Source organism: Limnohabitans sp. INBF003, assembly GCF_055396645.1.
Map to the genome: position 1 here is coordinate 2,788,574 of NZ_AP029222.1, position 20,875 is coordinate 2,809,448.

A 20,875-nucleotide genomic window follows, 5' to 3' on the forward strand; every position below is an offset into this window, starting at 1 on the left:
TCAAGCCAACCCGTCAAAGCCGCACGCTGTGTGCGTTTCACAACCGACGCAAAATGTCCGTCGTGGCTGCGCTCTGGTTCATCGTGTAGAAGTGCAAGGCTGGCACCCCACCGTTGATGAGTTGCTCACACAAATCGGCCACCACATCGAGACCAAACGCCTTGATGGAGGCGATGTCATCGCCATAGCCTTGCAATCGCAAACGGATCCAGCGGGGAATCTCGGCACCGCAGGCATCAGAGAAACGCAGCAACTGCGACGAGCTGGTGATCGGCATGATGCCGGGCACCACCGGCACATCCACACCCAGCTTGTACGCGTCGTCCACAAAACGGAAATACGCGTCGCTGTTGTAGAAGTATTGCGTGATGGCCGAGTTGGCACCGGCTTTCACCTTGGTGGCAAAGGCCTGCAAATCCGACTCCGGCGATTTGGCTTGCGGATGAATTTCCGGGTAAGCCGCCACTTCGATGTGGAAGTCATCACCGGTCTCTGCCCGAATGAAGGCCACCAGATCGCTGGCGTAATGAAACTCGCCCCCTGCGCCATAACCGCTGGGCAAATCACCGCGCAAGGCCACCAGGCGTTTGACGCCCATGGCCTTGAGCGTGGCCAGCTCTTCACGCACCGAGGCTTTGGTGGCACCAATGCACGAGAAGTGCGAAGCAGCAGCCACCCCTTCGCTCAGGATCGCGCCCACGGTGGCAAAAGTGCCCTCTTGCGTGGAGCCACCGGCACCGTAGGTGACCGAGCAAAACTCGGGCTTCAAGCCATAAAGCTGCTGGCGCACCGCGCGCAGCTTCTCTGAGCCTTCTGGCGTTTTGGGTGGAAAAAATTCCAGACTGATGGGCAATTTCAAACCAGACATCACAACACCTTCAAATTCAATAATCGTTGGCCTTGGCATACGCCTTGGCGGCCAGATCGGCCTCATGAGCCACGCGCGTTTTCTCACGCGCGGGCAACACGGCTGCCGGGTCAGGCCAGCAGGCCTGCACAAAAAATTCACGGTTGCCGTCACCGCCCTCAATCGGGCTGTTCAGCCAAGCCGTCACGTGCATGCCCAGATCGGTCAAGGCCGTGCGCACACGGTTTTCGATGAAAACGTACAAGCTCTCGTCTTTCACAATGCCGCCCTTGCCCACTTGACCGGGCTGCAATTCAAACTGGGGCTTCACCAGCATCAGCAACTGTCCTGTGGGCTTGAGCAAATGAGCCACCCCCGGCAACACCAGGGTGAGCGAAATGAAGGACACATCACCCACCATCAGGTCAAAGCCGTCCAGTGCCTCGGGAATGCGCTCATCACCGGGCTCCAGCTCACGCGCGTTCACCCCTTCGATGCACACCACACGTTCGTCTTCGCGAATGCGGGGGTGCACCTGGGCATGGCCTACGTCAATCCCCACCACCTGCGCAGCACCTTGCTGCAGCAGGCAATCGGTAAAGCCCCCCGTGCTTTGGCCCACGTCCAGACAACGCAGCCCCTCGACCTTGACGCCTGTGACCTTCAACGCCCCTTCGAGCTTGAGCCCGCCACGCGACACATAGCGCGACTCGGCGTCGTCGAGCAACTCCAAGGCCGCACTTTCGGGCACCTCGTCGCGGTTTTTCACGATGGCGCGCCACGTCCCGTCGGGCTGCTGCCACTGAACGCCTCCGGCGATCAGTCGCTGAGCCTGAGAACGAGAAGCGGCCAGGCCGCGCTCGACGAGAAGTTGATCAATGCGCATGAAGTGTGGTTCTGACGAAGAGGTTCAAGTGAACAAGAGGCGTGATGGGAGGAAGCAGTTCGTTGCGCATGTGGGAGGCCGCCCCTGCGGGCGAATGCTGGCCGGGTTACGGCTGGCATTCGCGAGCGGGGGCTCGCTCACACAGGAAAAACAGCCATTGCTCGCAATGGCATCACACCACTCAATAACGGTAAGTGTCTGCCTTGTAAGGGCCGTTTTTGGACACGCCGATGTAAGCGGCTTGTTCGTCGCTCAACTCGGACAACATGGCGCCGACTTTCTTCAGGTGCAGGCGGGCCACTTTTTCGTCCAGGTGCTTGGGCAACACATAGACCTTGCCGGCTTCGTACTGGTCTTGTTTGGTGAACAGCTCGATCTGGGCGATGGTCTGGTTGGCAAACGACGACGACATCACGAAGCTGGGGTGGCCGGTGGCGCAACCCAGGTTCACCAAGCGGCCTTTGGCCAACAAAGTGATCTTCTTGCCATCGGGGAAGATGACGTGGTCAACCTGGGGCTTGATCTCGTCCCACTCCAGCTTTTCCAGCGAAGCAACGTCGATTTCGTTGTCGAAGTGACCAATGTTGCAAACAATGGCTTCGTCCTTCATGGCGGCCATGTGCTCGTAGCGGATCACGTTCTTGTTGCCGGTGGCCGACACGAAGATGTCGCACTTGTCGGCGGCGTATTCCATGGTCACGACCTTGAAGCCTTCCATGGCAGCCTGCAGCGCGTTGATCGGGTCGATCTCGGTCACCCAGACTTGGGCGCTCAAAGCGCGCAGGGCTTGGGCCGAGCCCTTGCCCACGTCACCGTAACCGGCGACCACGGCCACTTTGCCCGCGATCATCACGTCGGTGGCGCGCTTGATCGAATCGACCAAGGATTCACGGCAGCCATACAGGTTGTCGAACTTGCTCTTGGTCACCGAGTCGTTCACGTTGATGGCGCGGAACATCAAGCTGCCCTTGGCGGCCATTTCGTTCAGGCGCAACACGCCGGTGGTGGTCTCTTCGGTCACGCCGATGATGTGCGCGCCCTTGCGGCTGTACCAGGTCGGGTCCACGGCCAGCTTGGCCTTGATGGCATTGAACAGGCAAGTCTCTTCTTCGCTGGTGGGGTTGGCGATCAAAGACGCGTCGGTTTCGGCGCGCTTGCCCAGGTGCATCAGCAGCGTGGCATCGCCGCCGTCGTCCAGGATCATGTTGGGGCCTTCGCCTTCGGTGCCTGCAGCGCCGAAGTCAAAAATGCGGTGGGTGTAGTCCCAGTAATCGGCCAATGTTTCGCCCTTGATGGCGAACACGGGCGTGCCCTTGGCGGCAATGGCCGCTGCAGCGTGGTCTTGTGTCGAGAAAATGTTGCAAGAGGCCCAGCGCACATCAGCACCCAGGGCTTGCAAGGTTTCGATCAGCACAGCCGTTTGAATGGTCATATGCAGCGAGCCGGTGATGCGTGCGCCCTTCAAAGGCTGGGCCTTGTTGAACTCTTCACGGATGGCCATCAGGCCGGGCATTTCGGTCTCGGCGATTTTGATTTCTTTGCGGCCCCAATCGGCCAGGCCGATGTCGGCGATCACGCAGTCGGCGTTGATGGCGGTGTTCAAACGTGCATTCATGTGTTCAGCTCCAAAGCAATGTGAATGAGCCACACGCGTGGATGAAAGCACTGAGGGGGAAAAACAGGCTCACCGCACGTCGAGTGGATGAGCGTCGTTGCTGTTGAAGTGTTCCGAGCCTCACGCCCCGCTGCCGACTTGTTTGGCAAGTCAGGGGGCGCTGCAACGCTCCTCGGAAGGCCGCATTCTACCGCAGCTGGCGATTCCGCTAGACTGAGCCGGTTTGCAGCCACCCAGCACCCCACCCATGTCAGACCTGATGCTTCACCTCCCCGATTACTGGCATTTATGGGCCGTTGCGGTCGTGATTGGCCTCATTGCCCTGAATTACGGCACCCAATTTGTGGTCCCCGCCCTTCAGCTCAAAACCCAACTGTCTCAGGTCAATGCCCATTTGGCAGGGCTGTCTCAACAAGCACCAGGCACCCACATCGACTTGGCCCTGTTAAAAGACGAGGTGATGACCTCACCTGAGCTGCAACATGCCTGGCAGCAATACGCCAGCACCCTGCAACCCCAATGGCAAGCTGCCGACTCTGGCCCCCTTGGGGCCGCAAGGCAACGGGTAAGCCACCTGTCCCGGGCATTTTTTGCGCACATGGACGCGGCCTCCAACGGCCACCGGCTCGACCTGTCCAACCTCGAACAACTGGCGCAAAACGACCCCAGCCTGGGCAAACTCTGGACCGAATACAACCAAGCACTGGAAGCGCTCCAGCAACTCGAGGTTTCGGCACAAAACACCACTGGCCAATGGCAAGCCAACAGCCATGCCGAAAACTACTTCACCGAGCAAGCCCTGGTGGACTCGCCACTTCAATCGAATTTCTACAAACACATCCCCGGCATCCTGACCGGTGTGGGCATCATTGGCACGTTCACAGGCCTGATTGCCGGGCTCATCCACTTTGATGTCTCCCATCCGGAACGGGTGCAGACCGCGCTGAGCCAGCTGGTTCAAACCGTGGGCCATGCATTCCTAGTCTCGGCCTTGGCCATCACCTTGGCGATGGTGTTCACCTGGATCGAGAAATCGCTGCTCACGGGGCGTTACCGGCAGGTAGAGCAACTTCAGCAAGGGCTGGACACGCTGTTCAACCCCCAAGGTGGCGCCCAGTACATGGAACGACTGAGCTTGGCAGCCGAGATGCAAGCCGCGCTGTCATTCAAAATTTTGAGCCAACTGCGCGAATCGTCCACACACACCCAGACACGTCCAGCGCCATGATCGGCTCCAGAAAAGCGCCCAAACCCAAGCGCGCCGACGATGCAGAAAAACCCTTCTGGATTTCGTTTTCCGATCTGATGACCGCTCTCATGGTGCTGTTTCTGGTGGCCATGGCGGTTGCCTTGATGAGCGTCACGCAAGGCTTGCGCAAGATGGACGAAAGCCGAATGACGCGCGACCAAGCCATCTCCAGCTGCCTGGCCGATATCCAGCAACTGACCCGGCAAACCGAATACGCTGGCGTGAAACTGCGGGGACAAACCCTGGAGTTGGGGGCCTTGGCCGAATTCAAAAAAGACGGCAACGAACTGGAACCCCAACGCATGGCTTTTCTGCGCAGCTTCGTGCCGCAAATGCTCCGCGTGGCCCACACGCCAGGCTGCCAGGACTGGCTCAAGCGCTTTGTGCTCGAAGGCTATGCCAGCCCTGAGGGCTCTTACCTGTACAACCTGAACCTCAGCCTGGAAAGATCCCAGCGCGTGCTCTGCGTGCTGCTCGATGCCAAAGCGCCCGATGCCCCCAGCCTGGCAGACCGCAAAGCGATCCGCGAAATGTTCTTTGTGGGGGGCTCGTCTTTCAACTCGGCCATCCTGAACCAGCCCGAAAAAAGCCGACGCGTCGAACTGCGGCTGGAATTCAAGGACCTGCGCAAAACCTGCGAACCCCAAAGCCCCGGCTGCGAAGCCGATGAAGTGCGCCCCATTCCCTGGGATGACGACTTCAAATGTCCGGTGGCCACACGCTGAGCGCCCGCGAGGGCGTTTCCGCCGTGCAGGCCCGGTAAAATCATGCTTTTGCCAACCCGCACAGGGCTTGGCCACCTCGGGGGCAGTTTTGCCACCCGCACGACCTCAGGACCCCTTGTGACCTACGCCAACGAGACCCGGCGCCGCCGGACTTTTGCCATCATTTCCCACCCCGATGCGGGTAAAACCACGCTGACGGAAAAGCTGCTGCTGTTCTCGGGCGCGATCCAGATTGCCGGCTCGGTCAAGGCCCGCAAGGCCTCGCGCCACGCCACATCGGACTGGATGGAAATCGAAAAGCAGCGCGGCATCTCGGTGGCCTCGTCGGTCATGCAGATGCTCTACCGCGACCACGTCATCAACCTGCTCGACACGCCCGGCCACAAAGACTTCTCCGAAGACACCTACCGCGTGCTCACCGCCGTGGACTCGGCACTCATGGTCATTGACGCTGCCAACGGTGTGGAAGCACAAACCCGCCGCCTGATCGAGGTCTGCCGTCAGCGCGACACGCCCATCATCACCTTTGTCAACAAGATGGACCGCGAAGTGCGCGACCCGCTCGACATTCTCGATGAAGTCGAGCGCGAGCTGGGCATGCCCTGCGTGCCCATGACCTGGCCTGTGGGCCAGGGCAAATCGTTTGGCGGCATCGTCAACCTGCGCACGCAGGCCATGACGGTGTTCGACTCTGGCTCTGAACGCCTGCCGCAAGACTTTGAAACCATCCCGCTGACAGAGCAAGCCCAACTGGCCGAGCGCTTTGGCCTGGAATGGCAGACCGCCATGGACAGCATGGAGCTGGCCACCGGCGCATCACCCGCATTTGACGAAGCGGCATTTTTGGCGGGCAAGCAAACGCCCGTGTTCTTTGGCTCCGGTGTGAACAACTTCGGCGTGATGGAGGTGCTCGACGCCCTGGTCGACCTGGCCCCCGCGCCCAAGCCCCGCACCAGCAACCTGCTGGTCAACAAGCAGCCCGTGGTCAAAGAAATCCAGCCCGAAGACAGTGCGTTCTCGGGCGTGGTGTTCAAGGTGCAAGCCAATATGGACGCCAACCACCGCGACCGCATCGCCTTTGTGCGCATGGCGTCCGGCAAATACACACCCGGCATGAAGCTCAAGGTGCAACGCACCGGCAAAGAGCTGCGCCCCACCAGCGTGGTGACCTTCCTGTCGCAACGGCGTGAAGCTGTGGACGAAGCCTACGCGGGCGACATCATCGGCTTCACCACCCACGGCGGCGTGCAGCTGGGCGACACCATCACCGACGGGGCCAACCTGCAATTCACCGGCCTGCCATTTTTTGCGCCCGAACTCTTCATGACCGTGATCCTGAAGAACCCGCTGCGCACCAAGCAGCTGCAAACCGGCCTGGACCAACTCGGCGAAGAAGGTGCGATCCAGGTCTTCAAACCCGAAATCGGCGGCCCCATGCTGCTGGGTGCGGTCGGTCAATTGCAGTTCGAGGTGGTGCAGCACCGCCTCAAAGCCGAATACGACTGCGATGTGCGCCTCGAAGGCTGTCAGTACACCGGTGCCCGCTGGATCACTGCCGACACCCCGGCCGAGTTGCGCGAGTTCACCAACGCCTACCCACAGCGCATGTCACTCGACGCGGCTGGCACACTGGCCTATCTGTGCACCAGCCCCTACGACGTGCGGTTGGCGCAAGAACGCTTCCCCAAAATCCACTTCCATCCGCTGCGCGAACACGCGGGGCTGGCATTGGGCAGCGCGGGCTGACCACAGACATGCAGCTGCTGCGCCACTGGCCACCCAGCCACATCGTCGGTGTCTTCACCGACATCGACGACACGCTGACCACCGACGGGGCGATCACGCCCGACGCCCTGCAAGCGCTGGCTGATCTGAAAGCGGCTGGCCTGCAGGTGGTGCCGATCACCGGGCGGCCTGTGGGCTGGAGCGAGCCCTTTGCGGCCAGTTGGCCGGTGGACGCCATCGTGGCCGAAAACGGTGCCGTGGGGCTGCAACATTCGGCCACACAAGGCCTGCGCAAGCTGTACCAGCAAGACGCTGCCACGCGCAGCACCAACTTCAAGCGCATGCAGGCGGTCCTTGCGCAGATTGAACGCAGCGTGCCGGGCGCTTGCCGTTCACAAGACAGCGCCGGGCGCGAAACCGACATCGCCATCGACCACAGCGAGTTCACGCATCTGCCGCAACACGCCATCGACGAAGTGGTGCGCCTGATGCAAGCCGCAGGCATGACCGCCACGGTCAGCAGCATCCACATCAACGGTTGGTTTGGCACACACAGCAAGCTCACCGGGGCGCGCTGGATCGTGCGTGAGCTGTGGGGCCGTGATCTGGATGCCGAAATCGACCGCTGGGTTTATGTGGGAGACTCGACCAATGACCAAGTGATGTTTGAACACTTTCCGCACAGTGTGGGCGTGGCCAACATCCGGCGCTTCGAGGCGCAACTCACGCACCCGCCGCGCTTCATCACCCCCAGCGAACGCGGTGCAGGCTTTGCCGAACTGGCCCGCCACCTGCTGACGGGTCTGACCTGAACAACTCCACCTTCGTGGCAACCTGCGCGAAACCGACAAACGAACACCGACTGGACCTGCGCATGACTGCACCCACCCTTTTGACTTGGTCTGAAAAAGACACCCCACGCTCCGTCCTCTGGCGCTCCGACCAAGTGCTGCCCAAAACCGTGGTGTTGGCCGACGACACCATGACGGCCGACACGGCTTACCGCCTGGCCTGTGCGGGCACCGGTTTGCTCTGGCGCAGCGATTTTCAGAACGCACGGCAAATGCTGCAAGCACTGACACGGCGCATCGACAAGCCCAAAAAGGTTCGCGCCAAAAAGCAAGACCCGGATGCGCCCGTGATCCCCGGTGCGGCATTCCACACCCACCGCCAGGCACAAGCCCAGCGCACCCGCATCCTGAGTCAGGTCTTGATTGAGCTGAATGGCGACTATGGCATTGACCTGCGCCGGGCACCCGACGCCAAAGCGGCCTGCATGCAAGCCTTTGGCCCGGCCAACGGACAGGCCTCGGTGATCTCGCTGCGCAGCCTGCAAGGGGTGATTGGCGCGTTTGAGTGGCGCAAAAACGGCGTCGAAGTGCCTGCCATGGGTGAGGCCTTGCGCATTTACCCGCACTACGGCGTGTTCTCGCCGGTGCGGGGTGAATATGTGGAACTGGTGGCCAACGCCCCGGTGCCCGAAGCTTTAAAAACCCACTCTGTGGCTTTTGACATCGGGGTGGGCACCGGCGTTTTGTCAGCGGTGTTGGCCCGGCGCGGTGCAGCGCAAGTGGTGGGCACCGACATGTCTGAGCGCGCCTTGGCTTGCGCCCTGGACAACCTGCAACGCCTGGGCCTGCAAAACCAAGTGCAACTCCAGCCAGCCAACCTGTTCCCGGAAGGCCGGGCAGCGATAGTGGTTTGCAACCCGCCTTGGCTGCCTGCACGCCCCACCACCTTGCTGGAGCAAGCGGTTTACGACGAAGGCAGCCAAATGCTCAAGGGCTTCTTGACAGGTTTGCCCGCACACTTGTGCGAAGGCGGCGAAGGCTGGCTGATCTTGTCTGACTTGGCCGAACACCTGGGCCTGCGCACACGCGAAGCCCTGCTGGGCTGGATCGCAGACGCAGGCCTCGAAGTGTTGGACCGCATGGATGTGAAGCCCGTACACGCCAAAGCCCAGGATGCCACCGACCCGCTGCATGCGGCGCGATCAGCAGAAGTCACATCGCTTTGGCGCTTGGGCGTGGCGGGCTGATCACACCCGCGCCAGGACAGGCCCCAAGGCCACACCGGTGTGCGTGCCCAAGAGCACCAGCGCCTCGGGCGTCATGGCCGCCACAATGCGGCCTCCGGCGTTACCGCCTTCGGGGCCGAGGTCGATCACCCAGTCGGCCTCCGCGATCACATCGAGGTCGTGCTCGATCACGATCACGCTGTGACCTGCATTCACCAAACGGTGCAACACGCTGATGAGCTTGTCCACATCGGCCATGTGCAGGCCCACCGTGGGTTCGTCCAGCACATAGAGCGTGTGCGGCGCCTTGTTGCCGCGCTTGCCCACTTCGTCGCGCACCTTGGTGAGTTCGGTCACCAGCTTGATGCGCTGCGCCTCGCCACCGCTGAGCGTCGGTGAAGGCTGGCCCAGCGTGAGGTAGCCCAGGCCCACATCCTTGAGCAGTTGCAGCGGGTGCGCAATGCTGGGCATGGTGGCGAAAAAGCTCACCGCTTCATCGACCTCCATCTGCAGCACATCGCCAATGCTCTTGCCGCGCCAGGTGACGGCCAGCGTCTCGGGGTTGAAGCGGGCGCCACGGCAGGTTTCGCAAGGCACTTTCACATCGGGCAAAAAGCTCATCTCGATGGTGCGCATGCCCTGGCCTTCGCAGCTGGGGCAACGGCCTTCACCAGTGTTGAAGCTGAAACGCCCAGCCGCATAGCCACGCGCCTTGGCCTCCAGCGTTTCCGCAAACAGTTTGCGGATTGTGTCCCAAAAGCCGATGTAAGTGGCCGGGCAGGAGCGCGGTGTTTTGCCGATCGGGGTTTGGTCGACCTCGAGCACGCGGTCGATGGTTTCAAAGCCTTGCACATCGCTGCACGCCGACAGAGGCACGCGTTGGCCTGCGTCTTGCGCGGTGCGGCCTGCAAAGGTGGACCGCTGGCTGACCAGCGCCTGCACGTTGGCCAGCAAGACATCGCGGGCCAGGGTGGATTTACCGGAGCCACTGACGCCGGTGACGGCCACCAGCCGCTTGAGCGGCACTTGCACATCGACTTGACGCAGGTTGTGCAGATTGGCACCTGTCAAGGTGAGCCATTGCAAATCCACGCCACCCGCAGCTTCTTTGTGGGGCGGTGGTGTGGGCGCCGATTTTGGCGTACCCCCGCCGTATGAGGCGCCCGCGCCAGCGCCCCGCAAAGAAGCATCCACGAAACGACGCAACTGCATCGGGTGCTTCATCGCATGCAGCAAATAACGCCCGGTCTGCGAATCGGGCGAGGCCGTGATGTCGGCCACCGAGCCTTCGGCCACCAGACGGCCACCGCGCTTGCCCGCACTGGGGCCAATGTCGATGATGTGGTCGGCACGGCGGATGGTGTCTTCGTCATGCTCCACCACCACCAGCGTGTTGCCCTTGTCGCCCAGCTTGTGCAGGGCATTGAGCAAAATCTGGTTGTCACGGGCGTGCAGACCGATGGTGGGCTCGTCCAGCACATAGCACACGCCTTGCAGGTTGCTGCCCAACTGGGCCGCCAAGCGGATGCGTTGCGCCTCGCCGCCCGACAGCGTGGGCGCGCCCCGATCGAGCGTGAGGTAGCCCAAGCCCACTTCTTCCAAAAATTCGAGGCGGCTCTTGATCTCGGGCACAAGATCGCGGGCGATGTCGGCATCGCGTCCGGTGAGCTGCAGTTTCTCCACCCATTGGCGCACATCGCTGACCGACAAGCTGGCGATGTCGGTGATGCGCCAGCCTTGGCCAGGTGCAGCACCCAGGCGCACGGCACGCGCCGTGGCGTTCAGGCGGGTGCCCTCGCAACTCGGGCAAGCCACATCGGCCAGGTCTTCGATTTCCGGCTCGGCAAAGGTTTGCTCGCGGCCTTTGTCCTTGTCGTCCTGCACCGAATCGTCAAACACCTTGCGCTCGTCCTTGCTGAGCTTGACGCCCGTGCCCACGCAGTCGGGGCACCAGCCGTGCTTGCTGTTGTAAGAGAACAGGCGCGGGTCGAGTTCGGCATAAGACGTGGCGCAAGCGGGGCAAGCGCGCAAGGTCGAAAACACGCGGTGCTGGCCAATGCGGGCGGTGGATTCACCGTTGAACATGGCTTCGCGCAAATTTCCCAAATCACTCAGCACATGCACCACGCCTTTGCCGTGCTCCAGCGCCTTGGTCAAAGCCTGGCGCAACGCAGTCTCATTGCTGGGCAACACATCCAGGCTGGCCACCGGCAGTTCGATGTTGTGCTCTTTGAAGCGGTCGATGCGCGGAAAACCCTGCGTGGGCAAAAAGTCGCCATCCACGCGCAGGTGGGTGTAGCCACGCGGGCGCGCCCAGTCGGCCAACTCGGTGTAAACACCTTTGCGGTTGGTGACCAGAGGGGCCAGCAGGCCAATGTGCTGATCGCGGAACTGCGTCATGAGCTGCGCCACGATGCTGTCGGGCGTTTGCGGCTGTACAGGCGTGTTGTCGTGCGTGCAGTGCTGGATGCCCAGCTTGACGTACAGCAGGCGCAAGAAGTGCCAGACCTCGGTGGTGGTGCCCACGGTGGATTTACGACCGCCACGCGACAGACGCTGCTCAATCGCCACGGTGGGCGGGATGCCGTAGACCGCATCGACCTCGGGGCGGCCTGCGGGCTGCACGATGCTTCGCGCATAGGCGTTCAGGCTTTCCAGATAGCGGCGCTGGCCTTCGTTGAACAGGATGTCAAAAGCCAGCGTGGACTTGCCGGAACCACTGACGCCCGTGACCACGTTGAATTTCCCACGCGGAATGTCCACACTCAGGTTCTTGAGGTTGTGCTCTTTGGCGTTGACGATCTGGATGTTGTTGTTCAACACAGGTGCACGCCGTTGCTGGGTCAAGCCAGCTGCGCGGCCCTGACCTCGAACTTTCGCCAGCGAGGCTGCGGTGTCAGAGGGTGACGATTTTGGCGTACCCCCGCCGTATGAGGAGCCCTCTGACACCGCAGCCTCGCCCCCATAAACATTCAAACGCTCAGCCACACCGAACACCTCGCCCATGGACTCGGCGTACTCGCGCAGCGCCAGCCCCGTGTGCGAAGTGGCGTGCTGGCGCACGTCTTCGGGTGTGCCCTCGGCCACGATCAGGCCACCGGCGTAGCCACCTTCCGGGCCCAAATCGATCAGCCAGTCGCTAGCGCGGATCACGTCCAAGTTGTGTTCGATGACGATGAGCGAATGCCCGGCTTCGAGCAGCTTGCGCAAAGCGCGCATGAGCTTGGCGATGTCGTCAAAGTGCAGGCCGGTGGTCGGCTCGTCAAACAAAAACAACGTGCCTTTGCGCGCCAGACTCTGGCGGCTTTTGGACGCGCTTTTGGCGGCTTCGGCCAAGAAGCCCGCCAGCTTGAGGCGCTGCGCCTCGCCGCCCGACAAGGTGGGCACAGGCTGACCCAGGCGCACATACTCCAAGCCCACATCGACGATGGGCTGCAGGGCGCGGATCACATCGCGGTCTTGCGCGAAAAGGGCTACGGCCTCGCTCACGGTCAGTTGCAGGATGTCGGCCACATTCATGAAACGCGGCTGACCGCCCACGGACTGGCGCTCGACCGTAATCTCCAGAATCTCGGGGCGGTAGCGTTTGCCATCGCAATCGGGGCAGCGCAGATACACATCGCTCAAAAACTGCATCTCGACGTGCTCAAAGCCCGAACCGCCGCAGGTGGGGCAACGGCCATCGCCGCCGTTGAAGCTGAACTTGCTGGCGGTGTAGCCGCGCTGGCGCGACAGCGGTGCGGTGGCAAAAATCTCGCGGATCGCGTCCCACGCGCCCACATAGCTGACGGGGTTCGACCGCGCCGTTTTGCCGATGGGCGATTGGTCCACAAACACCACATCACTCAAGTGGTCAGCCCCCAGCAGACGGTCGTGTGCGCCGGGCGTTTCCGTGGCTTTGCCAAAGTGGCGCATCAGCGCCGGGGCCAGCACGTTCTGGATCAAACTCGACTTGCCTGAGCCGCTGACGCCGGTGATGGTGACCAGGCGCTGCAGCGGAAATTCCACGCTGATGTTTTGCAGGTTGTGCTCGCGTGCGCCTTCAAGAATCAGGCGCGGCGTGCTGTCGGTGACCAGGCGCTTGAAGCCCAGCCCCACTTGCTTGCGACCGCCCAGGTAAGCGCCCGTGAGCGTGTCGGCGTTGCGCAGGTCGGCGGTGGTGCCATCGAACACGATCTGCCCCCCACGCTCGCCAGGGCCGGGCCCCATGTCGATCATGCGGTCGGCCGCCAGCATCACGGCCGGGTCGTGCTCGACCACCACCAGCGTGTTGCCCGCGTCGCGCAGGCGGTGCATGGCTTGGGTGATGCGGTGCATGTCTCGGGGGTGCAAGCCGATGCTGGGTTCGTCCAGCACAAACAAGGTGTTGACCAGCGAGGTGCCCAGGGCGGTGGTGAGGTTGATGCGCTGCACCTCGCCGCCACTGAGCGTGCGGCTTTGGCGGTCGAGTGTGAGGTAACCAATGCCCACGTCGCACAGGTATTTCAGGCGGGTGGTGATTTCTTCGAGCAGCAGTTGCAGGGCTTTTTGTTCGGCGCTTTTGCCTTGGTTTTTTGCCTGGCTTGCTTCGGTGGTTTCTTCGGAGTGGCGGTCTGCATCAGAGCGGGGGGCGGGCTCCTCATGAGGCGGGGGTACGCCAAAATCGTCACCCGCCCCCCGCTCTGACGCAGACCTTGTGGTGGATCGGGCGCTCAGTGCCCTCTCTGTCGCTGTCGCTGTCGCTGCCTGTGCCTGTGCTTGTGCGCCCCCTACGGCTTCGGCCGGGGATGGGCTGGGTGACGATTTTGGCGTACCCCCGCCGTATGAGGAGCCCAGCCCATCCCCGGCCGGAGCCTCCCCTAAATGACCCGACGCCGACAGCCGGTCAAAAAACAAACGCAAACGGTCCAGCGGCATGATCATCATGTCGTGCAAGCTCAGGCCCGGCAGCGCCTCCAGCTGAGCACGCGACCACTTCACACCTGCGGGCATGAATCGCTTCTCAACAGGCAACACCCCGTCGGCGTCAGAGTGACTGCCAATACGCCAGAGCAGACTTTCGGTTTTAAGGCGTGCGCCCTGGCAGCTGGGGCACTCGGTGTAGCTGCGGTATTTGGACAAGAGCACACGGATGTGCATCTTGTAGGCTTTGCTCTCCAGGTACTCGAAGAAGCGCTTGATGCCGTACCACTGCTGGTTCCACTTGCCCTTGTATTCGGGTGAGCCCTTGATCACCCAATCCTTTTGGGCCTGGGTCAGCTTGTCCCAAGCCGTGTCGCGCGGGATGCCCGCCGTCTCGGCGTGGCGCATCAGGTCGTCCTGGCACTCTTTCCAGGCCGGGGTCTGGATGGTCTTGATGGCACCGGCGCGCAGCGTGAGTTTTTCGTTGGGAATGACCAGACCGTAATCGACGCCGATCACACGGCCAAAACCACGGCAGATTTCGCACGCGCCCACCGCCGAGTTGAAGGAGAACATCGACGGGATCGGATCGGTATAACGCAAGTCACTGTCGGGGCAATGCAGGCCTGTAGAAAAGCGCCAGATGTCAAAGGCCGAATCGGCGGTGTCTGAGCCCGTGGGTTGTTCAACGTAAACATTGAGGCGGCCACCCCGTTTCAAGGCAACCTCAATGGCTTCGACCACGCGGGCTTTTTCGGCATTGCCCAAGCGAAAGCGGTCGGCGATCACATCCAGCACCTTGCGCGGGCCGGTGGGCGTGGCCACTTCACGCTCGGCCTGCACCTTGGTGAAGCCGCTGGCCGAGAGCCATTGCTCGACCTGCTCGGCACTGGTGTTGGCGGGCAGCTCGACCGGAAAAGTCAGGTACAGGCGCGGGTCTTGCGCCTGCGCGGCACGCAGGGCCAGTTCGGCATAGATGGTTTCTGGCGTGTCATGCCGCACGGCTTGCGCGGTGTCCTTGTCAAACAACTGGCCCAAACGTGCGAACAACAACTTGAGGTGGTCGTTCAACTCGGTCATGGTGCCCACGGTGGAGCGCGAGCTGCGCACCGGGTTGGTCTGGTCAATCGCAATCGCCGGGGGCACGCCCTCCACCTTGTCCACGGCGGGTTTGTCCATGCGGTCGAGAAACTGACGGGCGTAGGCGCTGAAGGTTTCTACATAGCGGCGCTGGCCTTCTGCATAGAGCGTGTCGAACACCAGACTCGACTTGCCCGAGCCGCTGGGGCCGGTGACCACCGTGAGTTCGCCGGTACGGATGTCCAAGTCAAGATTTTTGAGGTTGTGCTGACGGGCACCACGGATGCGGATGAGACCTTGGGACATGGGTTGGCTTTATTCGGTGAAGGCCAAACATTCTAGGGCGCAGGCCGTGACATTTCTGGCGCCCAAAAGAAAAGCCACGCGGCTGCGTGGCTTTGGGTCGGTCGCCAGGTCAAAAGCCCGGCGATAGCTGAGCGTTTATTTGGCAGCGCTGGCGTCAGCAGCAGGGGCTGCAGCGGGCGCAGAAGCATCGGCCTTGGCAGGCTCGGTGTGCACAGCGTCAGCGCCGTGTTTTTCACCGCTCATGTCCAGGCTGTCGCCGCCTTTGCCGATCACGTACAAAGCCAAGGCAGCAAAGATCGCGAATCCAACAGCAATTTTCCACATAGTTCATCTCCAATAATGAAAAAGGCCCTCCACAGAGGGAAGGCCCAGAATGTAGCACCCGAGTCACCCCGGGATGCTTACAAGATCAATCAGTCGTCGGCGTAGATATCGACGTCTTTGGTTTCCTTGATGAACAAGCCACCGATCACGACGGTTGCACCGGCGATGATGATCGGATACCACAAGCCGTTGTACATGTTGCCGGTCTGCGCCACGATCGCGAAAGCGGTCGTAGGCAACAGGCCACCAAACCAGCCGTTACCAATGTGGTAAGGCAAGGACATGGAGGTGTAACGGATGCGGGTGGGGAACATCTCGACCAGCATGGCAGCGATAGGACCGTAAACCATGGTCACCAGGATCACCAGGTAGGTGAGGATGATGATGACGGTGGTCTTGTCGAACTTGGCCATGTCGGCTTTGACGGGGTAGTTGGCCGCCTTCAAAGCAGCGCCCAGGTTGGAACCCAGCAAAGTCGCACCAGCGGTTTTCTCGTTGCTCAGGTCTTTGACCGACTTGGTGGCAGCTTCGATGGCCTTGGCATCTTTGGGTTCAGCCGCGTTCAGGGCAGCCAGCTTTTCCTCGGCCTTGGCCTTGGCAGCAGCCACGTCTTCAGCGCTGTACTTGACATTCACGACGGTGTCGCCCACCTTGATGATGGCCGGTGTACCTGCAGGTGCCACTTCGTTGGAGTAGCTCACCGAAGCGCCAGCCAAACGTTGCTTGGCGATGTCGCAAGAAGAAGTGAACTTCTTGGTGCCTGTGGGGTTGAACTGGAACGAGCACTCGGCTGGATCAGCGATCACAACCACTTGCGATGCGGCTTGCGCAGCGAACAAGTCTGGGTTAGCCGCTTTGGTCAGTGCCTTGAACACAGGGAAGTAAGTCAACGCAGCCAACAAGCAACCGGCCAAGATGATCGGCTTGCGGCCAATCTTGTCGGACAGGGCGCCGAAAACCACGAAGAAAGGTGTACCGATGATCAGCGAGATCGCGACCATGATGTTGGCGGTAGCGCCGTCCACCTTCAGGGCTTGTGTCAAGAAGAACAAAGCGTAGAACTGACCCGAGTACCAGACCACAGCTTGACCAGCGGTCAAACCGATCAGGGCCAAGATCACGATTTTCAGGTTTTTCCATTGACCGAAAGACTCGGCCAAAGGTGCCTTGGAAGTCTTGCCTTCGGCTTTCATTTTCACGAAAGCAGGCGATTCGTTCATGCTCAAACGGATGAACACCGAGATGATCAGCATGATGATCGAGACGATGAACGGAACGCGCCAGCCCCACTCGGCGAAAGCTTCTTCACCGATGATGGTGCGGGTGCCCAGAATCACCATCAGCGACAGGAACAGGCCCAAAGTCGCGGTGGTCTGGATCCAGGCGGTGTAAGCACCGCGCTTGCCTTGAGGCGCGTGCTCGGCCACATAAGTGGCAGCACCACCGTACTCACCACCCAAAGCCAAGCCTTGCAACAAGCGCAGGCAGATCAGGATGACGGGAGCGGCCACGCCAATGCTGGCGTAGTTGGGCAGCACGCCCACGATGAAGGTGGAGGCACCCATGATCAGGATGGTGACCAGGAAGGTGTACTTGCGGCCGATCATGTCGCCCAGACGACCGAAGAAGATCGCACCAAAAGGACGCACGATGAAGCCGGCAGCAAACGCCAACAACGCGAAGATGAAGGCAGAACCTTCATCCAAGCCGCTGAAGAATTGCTTGGCAATGATCGCGGCCAACGAGCCGTACAGATAGAAGTCGTACCATTCGAAAACGGTACCCAGAGAAGAGGCAAAAATCACCTTCTTCTCTTCCGCCGACATCGGACGGGGTTCAGTTGTAGCCATAAAGCTGTCTCCAAAAAAGAGTCTCCAACATGGAAACTTGGGGCGATTCTTGGACTTGCCACTTGCCCTCGTCTGACAGCGAACCAACAGATACTTACAGCCCAAGTAGAAACCCTTGGTATTTTTTTTGTAATGCAAAAATTAACCGGTTTACAGGGGTAATCCCTAGCGCGATGGGACACGATAATCGGTGGCCTCTTTCCTCATTTCACCGCTCCTTGTTTGTGGCCACACCCCAATCTCAGTCCATTCGCCGAAAAATTCGCCTTTTGACAGGCGGACTCTTGCTGGCATGGGCTCTGGTCGGCTTTGGGTGGGTCTGGTTTGCAAGGGCCCTGGACTTCACCATCGGTGACTGGACCTTCAACTTCTGGATGGCCGCGCAGGGCAGCGTTTTGTTTTTTTTGCTGATCACCGTGGTGAATGCATGGCTTGTTAACCGCTGGGAAAAAGAGACGCCCGATGAAGAGGTACAAACGTCCTCTTCTCCGCCTTGAGCCCATTCAAACGACGACTTCGGCCAGACGCTCAAAAGGCAGGCTCTGCTTGACCAAAATCACCGTGCAGGATGCCTGCATCGCCACCTTGATCGGGACCGTGGCCAACACGCGTTGCATCTGCAAGCCATGCGTCGCAGCCCCCATGATGACCATGTTGACCTGGTTGCCTTCGGCATAGCGCAGCAAGGCATCTGCCACATCGCCTGACTCCAGCACATGAAAAGAGGTCTGGTGCCCCTCCACATCCAGCGGTTGCGCCCACTGCTGCAAGCGGCTCAAATGCCAACGGTGCACTTGGGTTTCGCCTTTTTCTGATTCGGTGCTGCTGGTCAGGCCTGATGAAATCACCGTCACGCAAGCCAGGCGGGCACCCGGGCGAATGCCCAGCGAACGGGCCACCGCTTCGCGCAGGGAATACAGCGTGGCGTCGCTCACATCGTGGTGCGGCACGGCCACCATGATGATCGGCACTTGCTCGATCTGCTGAGCGGGTATGGGGCTAGGCCGGTATGCCATGCCGCTGGCGCGGACCCAGCGCTTGAAATGCGTCCAAAAGCCCGTGCCCTCGATTTTGCGCCCCCGTTCGGTCACTTTGACCTGATCTGGATGGCTCAGGTCAAACGCCAGATGCGATGCCGACGGGTAACGTGAAGCCGCCACGGGCTCCAGACAACGCAAGATCACCTCTTGCAACCACTCCGGCAAATCAGGGCGGTGTTTGCGCGGTGGGGGTGGGTCCATCCACAAACGCTGGCGCATGCCTGCAGCGGTCGCGGGCTCCCCAAAAGGCAGCTCGCCCGTGGCCAACTCGTAAAGCATCACCCCGATGGCAAAAATGTCGCTGCGTGGATCACCGCGCACGCCCACCACCTGCTCAGGCGAAATCCACACAGGCGACCCAACGGCTTTGCGCAACTCTTCTGCGAGCAAGTCGGGGTATTGCGCATGGCAAGACAATCCAAAGTCGAGCATGACCGCAGAACCATCGGGGCGGATCAGTACATTGGCGGGCTTCAAGTCGAGGTGACACACGTTTTGCTGGTGCAGGCTGTGGACAGCACGCGCCATGGCCGCCCCCAAGGCCGCCATCTCGGGCACCGTCACCGTGTCACGGTGGTCCAGCCAGTGCTGCAGGGTTTGGCCTTCGACATATTCCATCACCAGATAAGGCAGCCGTGACAAATCACCGGCGGCCACGAAACGCGGCACATGCCTGCCTTTGAGCGCTGACAGTATCTGTTGCTCAATCTCAAAGCTCACAATGTTTTCTGCGCCATCGGAAGCCGTCATGCGCGGGATTTTCATGGCCATCGGAAACTCGGCGGCCCGGCGGGTGCCGTCAGCCGACGGGGCGTACACCACTTTGTAAATGTGGGCCATGCCACCGGCATGCAAACAGGCCTCCACCTCAAAGCCATCGATCAGGTGTCCAGGATTCAAGAGCTTCAACGTCCACGCTCCAATCGTTGTGAAAAATGTTCCGGCAAACCGGCCTGCCGAATCGCAGCCGCCGCCTCGGCATGGTTGTAGGGGACCCGGTGAAACGTCATCTTTTGAAGCGTGCGGTCGTAAACCGCGTACATGGCACGGGCATCGCCATCGCGCGGCTGACCGCATGAACCAACACAGCCCACCAAGGGTCGGTGCAAGGGTGTGGGCACAGGGGTGCCGGGCGTCGGATCAAACCGCATCAGGTTGCGGCCAGCCCCCCGGTAATACAGGGTCTGATGGTGCACATGCCCCACCAGAACGTGTGGTCCTTGTTGCTGCGCCAAGGCCTGGTCCAAGCATCGCCCTGCAGCGCCCTCGCCATCCACATACCGCCAGGACGCCGGACGATCGGCACTGGCATGAACCAGCAGCAAGCCCTCCTGCGACAAAGTGAGTGGCAAATGAGACAAGAATTCCAGGTGCGAAGCACTCAACTGGTCGTGTGTCCACTGGGCAGTCTGTGAGCCTGTGGTGGCCTCTGCGCCATGGGCCGAGGGAGGACGCAAAGCCATTTCATCGTGGTTGCCAAGCAGCACCAGCGCCCCTTGCGCAGCCAAATCCATCACCTCGTCGAGTACGGCCACAGGGTCTGCGCCGTAACCCACCATGTCGCCCAAAAAGGCCCATTGGTCCACCCCCTGCTGGCGCGCATGGGCCAGGCAAGCCTGCAAGGCTTGCCGGTTGGCATGGATGTCCGAAATCAGGGCCAGTTTCATGGGGGTACGCGCTTCAAACTTTGCGCTGCACGCCCACAGGCAGCTGAGCCACCCCGGCCCATTCGGATGAATGGAACCACGGATCGTCCTGCAAAAAGGCTCGCAACATGGGCAAAGCGTCGTTGCCCCAGAACACCTGTCCATCCACCACGAAACTCGGCACACCAAACAGGTTCAATGCCAGCGCTTCGTCGGTGTTGTCTTTGAGGCGCTGTTTGACTTCTGCGCTGAGTACATCAGCAGCTGGCGCTAACTCGGCGGTCAAAGCCGCCAGGCGCTCAGCGTCTGCCGCCTCCAGGCCAGTGCACCAGACGTGCTGAAAAATTTTCTCGCACACATAACGGTTGGGCTCGCCTGCGGCATCGCAAGCCGTGGCCAGACGCAACAAACCCAGCGAATTGAAAGGGTGACTGGCAGGCAGCTGCAAAGGCGTGGCTTGCGCACGGGCTTGCCACTGAGCCTGGCGATAAGTCCAGTCGCGCTTGGCCGGAATCTCGGCCGGACCCAACTGACCATGGTGCTTCAGCATGGCCCCAAACACCACCGGTTTGTGCACCACACGGTAGCTGATACCCTCCAGCGCCCGGGGCAAGGCGTCAAAAGCCAGCCAGGCATAGGGTGAGATGAAGTCCAGGTAAAAGGTGATGGTTTTCATGGCGCAGG

At 60.9% G+C, this 20,875-nt stretch carries 15 protein-coding genes and 1 riboswitch; of the genes, 6 read left to right on the plus strand and 9 right to left on the minus strand.

The window, feature by feature from the left end:
• Positions 1-37: 37 nt before the first annotated feature.
• From metF to ahcY, 3 genes are all read right to left on the minus strand, one after another.
• Positions 38-868, minus strand: a complete 831-nt coding sequence (metF, locus tag ACZ5VE_RS12855; protein WP_464455548.1) for a methylenetetrahydrofolate reductase [NAD(P)H] — start codon at positions 866-868, stop codon at positions 38-40.
• A gap of 16 nt (positions 869-884) precedes the next feature.
• Positions 885-1,733, minus strand: a complete 849-nt coding sequence (locus tag ACZ5VE_RS12860; protein ID WP_464455549.1) for a TlyA family RNA methyltransferase — start codon at positions 1,731-1,733, stop codon at positions 885-887.
• Positions 1,734-1,914: 181 nt separating this feature from the next.
• The gene (ahcY, locus tag ACZ5VE_RS12865; RefSeq protein ID WP_464455550.1) at positions 1,915-3,348 is read right to left on the minus strand and encodes an adenosylhomocysteinase; all 1,434 of its coding nucleotides are present in this window, start codon (positions 3,346-3,348) and stop codon (positions 1,915-1,917) included.
• A gap of 82 nt (positions 3,349-3,430) precedes the next feature.
• A riboswitch (S-adenosyl-L-homocysteine riboswitch) is annotated at positions 3,431-3,528 on the minus strand.
• A gap of 79 nt (positions 3,529-3,607) precedes the next feature.
• Here ahcY and ACZ5VE_RS12870 point away from each other — a divergent pair.
• From ACZ5VE_RS12870 to ACZ5VE_RS12890, 5 genes are all read left to right on the plus strand, one after another.
• Positions 3,608-4,576, plus strand: coding sequence for a hypothetical protein (locus ACZ5VE_RS12870; protein ID WP_464455551.1), 969 nt, complete (start codon positions 3,608-3,610; stop codon positions 4,574-4,576).
• Positions 4,573-5,322 (plus strand): flagellar motor protein MotB, encoded by a 750-nt coding sequence (locus tag ACZ5VE_RS12875; RefSeq protein ID WP_464455552.1) that lies wholly within the window; start codon positions 4,573-4,575, stop codon positions 5,320-5,322. The genes ACZ5VE_RS12870 and ACZ5VE_RS12875 overlap by 4 nt, the downstream gene beginning before the upstream one ends.
• 117 nt (positions 5,323-5,439) lie before the next feature.
• A complete protein-coding gene (locus ACZ5VE_RS12880; RefSeq protein ID WP_464455553.1) occupies positions 5,440-7,068 on the plus strand; it encodes a peptide chain release factor 3 in 1,629 nt (542 codons plus the stop codon).
• An 8-nt stretch (positions 7,069-7,076) separates the two neighbouring features.
• A complete protein-coding gene (locus ACZ5VE_RS12885) occupies positions 7,077-7,859 on the plus strand; it encodes an HAD-IIB family hydrolase (RefSeq protein WP_464455554.1) in 783 nt (260 codons plus the stop codon).
• Positions 7,860-7,921: 62 nt separating this feature from the next.
• Positions 7,922-9,085 carry a 50S ribosomal protein L11 methyltransferase gene (locus ACZ5VE_RS12890; protein ID WP_464455555.1) on the plus strand — a complete coding sequence of 388 codons (1,164 nt, stop codon included), beginning with the start codon at positions 7,922-7,924 and terminating at the stop codon, positions 9,083-9,085.
• Here ACZ5VE_RS12890 and ACZ5VE_RS12895 read toward each other — a convergent pair whose 3' ends face one another.
• The 3 genes from ACZ5VE_RS12895 to ACZ5VE_RS12905 all read right to left on the minus strand — a co-directional run bounded on the left by ACZ5VE_RS12895 (position 9,086) and on the right by ACZ5VE_RS12905 (position 17,505).
• On the minus strand, positions 9,086-15,331 hold the full coding sequence (locus tag ACZ5VE_RS12895; RefSeq protein WP_464455556.1) for an excinuclease ABC subunit UvrA: 6,246 nt from the start codon (positions 15,329-15,331) through the stop codon (positions 9,086-9,088).
• 135 nt (positions 15,332-15,466) lie between these two features.
• Positions 15,467-15,655 (minus strand): hypothetical protein, encoded by a 189-nt coding sequence (locus tag ACZ5VE_RS12900; protein WP_464455557.1) that lies wholly within the window; start codon positions 15,653-15,655, stop codon positions 15,467-15,469.
• An 89-nt stretch (positions 15,656-15,744) separates the two neighbouring features.
• Positions 15,745-17,505, minus strand: coding sequence for an MFS transporter (locus ACZ5VE_RS12905; RefSeq protein WP_464455558.1), 1,761 nt, complete (start codon positions 17,503-17,505; stop codon positions 15,745-15,747).
• Between the two features lie 29 nt (positions 17,506-17,534).
• Between ACZ5VE_RS12905 and ACZ5VE_RS12910 the strand changes: the two genes are divergently transcribed.
• On the plus strand, positions 17,535-18,002 hold the full coding sequence (locus tag ACZ5VE_RS12910) for a DUF4212 domain-containing protein (RefSeq protein ID WP_464455559.1): 468 nt from the start codon (positions 17,535-17,537) through the stop codon (positions 18,000-18,002).
• 6 nt (positions 18,003-18,008) lie between these two features.
• Here the strand turns inward: ACZ5VE_RS12910 and ACZ5VE_RS12915 are convergent, their stop codons facing one another.
• From ACZ5VE_RS12915 to ACZ5VE_RS12925, 3 genes are read right to left on the minus strand one after another with little or no spacing between them, the layout of a single operon-like run.
• A complete protein-coding gene (locus ACZ5VE_RS12915) occupies positions 18,009-19,454 on the minus strand; it encodes a serine/threonine protein kinase (protein WP_464455560.1) in 1,446 nt (481 codons plus the stop codon).
• Positions 19,451-20,212, minus strand: a complete 762-nt coding sequence (locus ACZ5VE_RS12920) for a metallophosphoesterase family protein (protein ID WP_464455561.1) — start codon at positions 20,210-20,212, stop codon at positions 19,451-19,453. The genes ACZ5VE_RS12915 and ACZ5VE_RS12920 overlap by 4 nt, the downstream gene beginning before the upstream one ends.
• A 13-nt stretch (positions 20,213-20,225) precedes the next feature.
• The gene (locus tag ACZ5VE_RS12925; protein ID WP_464455562.1) at positions 20,226-20,867 is read right to left on the minus strand and encodes a 2-hydroxychromene-2-carboxylate isomerase; all 642 of its coding nucleotides are present in this window, start codon (positions 20,865-20,867) and stop codon (positions 20,226-20,228) included.
• Between the last annotated feature and the right edge of the window lie 8 nt (positions 20,868-20,875).

What these genes read in the sequence shown, in the direction of transcription:
- metF (WP_464455548.1), bottom strand. Translation starts at nt 868, where the DNA reads ATGTCTGGTTTGAAATTGCCCATCAGTCTGGAATTTTTTCCACCCAAA.
- ACZ5VE_RS12860 (WP_464455549.1), bottom strand. Translation starts at nt 1,733, where the DNA reads ATGCGCATTGATCAACTTCTCGTCGAGCGCGGCCTGGCCGCTTCTCGT.
- ahcY (WP_464455550.1), bottom strand. Translation starts at nt 3,348, where the DNA reads ATGAATGCACGTTTGAACACCGCCATCAACGCCGACTGCGTGATCGCC.
- ACZ5VE_RS12870 (WP_464455551.1), top strand. Translation starts at nt 3,608, where the DNA reads ATGCTTCACCTCCCCGATTACTGGCATTTATGGGCCGTTGCGGTCGTG.
- ACZ5VE_RS12875 (WP_464455552.1), top strand. Translation starts at nt 4,573, where the DNA reads ATGATCGGCTCCAGAAAAGCGCCCAAACCCAAGCGCGCCGACGATGCA.
- ACZ5VE_RS12885 (WP_464455554.1), top strand. Translation starts at nt 7,077, where the DNA reads ATGCAGCTGCTGCGCCACTGGCCACCCAGCCACATCGTCGGTGTCTTC.
- ACZ5VE_RS12890 (WP_464455555.1), top strand. Translation starts at nt 7,922, where the DNA reads ATGACTGCACCCACCCTTTTGACTTGGTCTGAAAAAGACACCCCACGC.
- ACZ5VE_RS12895 (WP_464455556.1), bottom strand. Translation starts at nt 15,331, where the DNA reads ATGTCCCAAGGTCTCATCCGCATCCGTGGTGCCCGTCAGCACAACCTC.
- ACZ5VE_RS12900 (WP_464455557.1), bottom strand. Translation starts at nt 15,655, where the DNA reads ATGTGGAAAATTGCTGTTGGATTCGCGATCTTTGCTGCCTTGGCTTTG.
- ACZ5VE_RS12905 (WP_464455558.1), bottom strand. Translation starts at nt 17,505, where the DNA reads ATGGCTACAACTGAACCCCGTCCGATGTCGGCGGAAGAGAAGAAGGTG.
- ACZ5VE_RS12910 (WP_464455559.1), top strand. Translation starts at nt 17,535, where the DNA reads ATGGAAACTTGGGGCGATTCTTGGACTTGCCACTTGCCCTCGTCTGAC.
- ACZ5VE_RS12920 (WP_464455561.1), bottom strand. Translation starts at nt 20,212, where the DNA reads ATGAAACTGGCCCTGATTTCGGACATCCATGCCAACCGGCAAGCCTTG.
- ACZ5VE_RS12925 (WP_464455562.1), bottom strand. Translation starts at nt 20,867, where the DNA reads ATGAAAACCATCACCTTTTACCTGGACTTCATCTCACCCTATGCCTGG.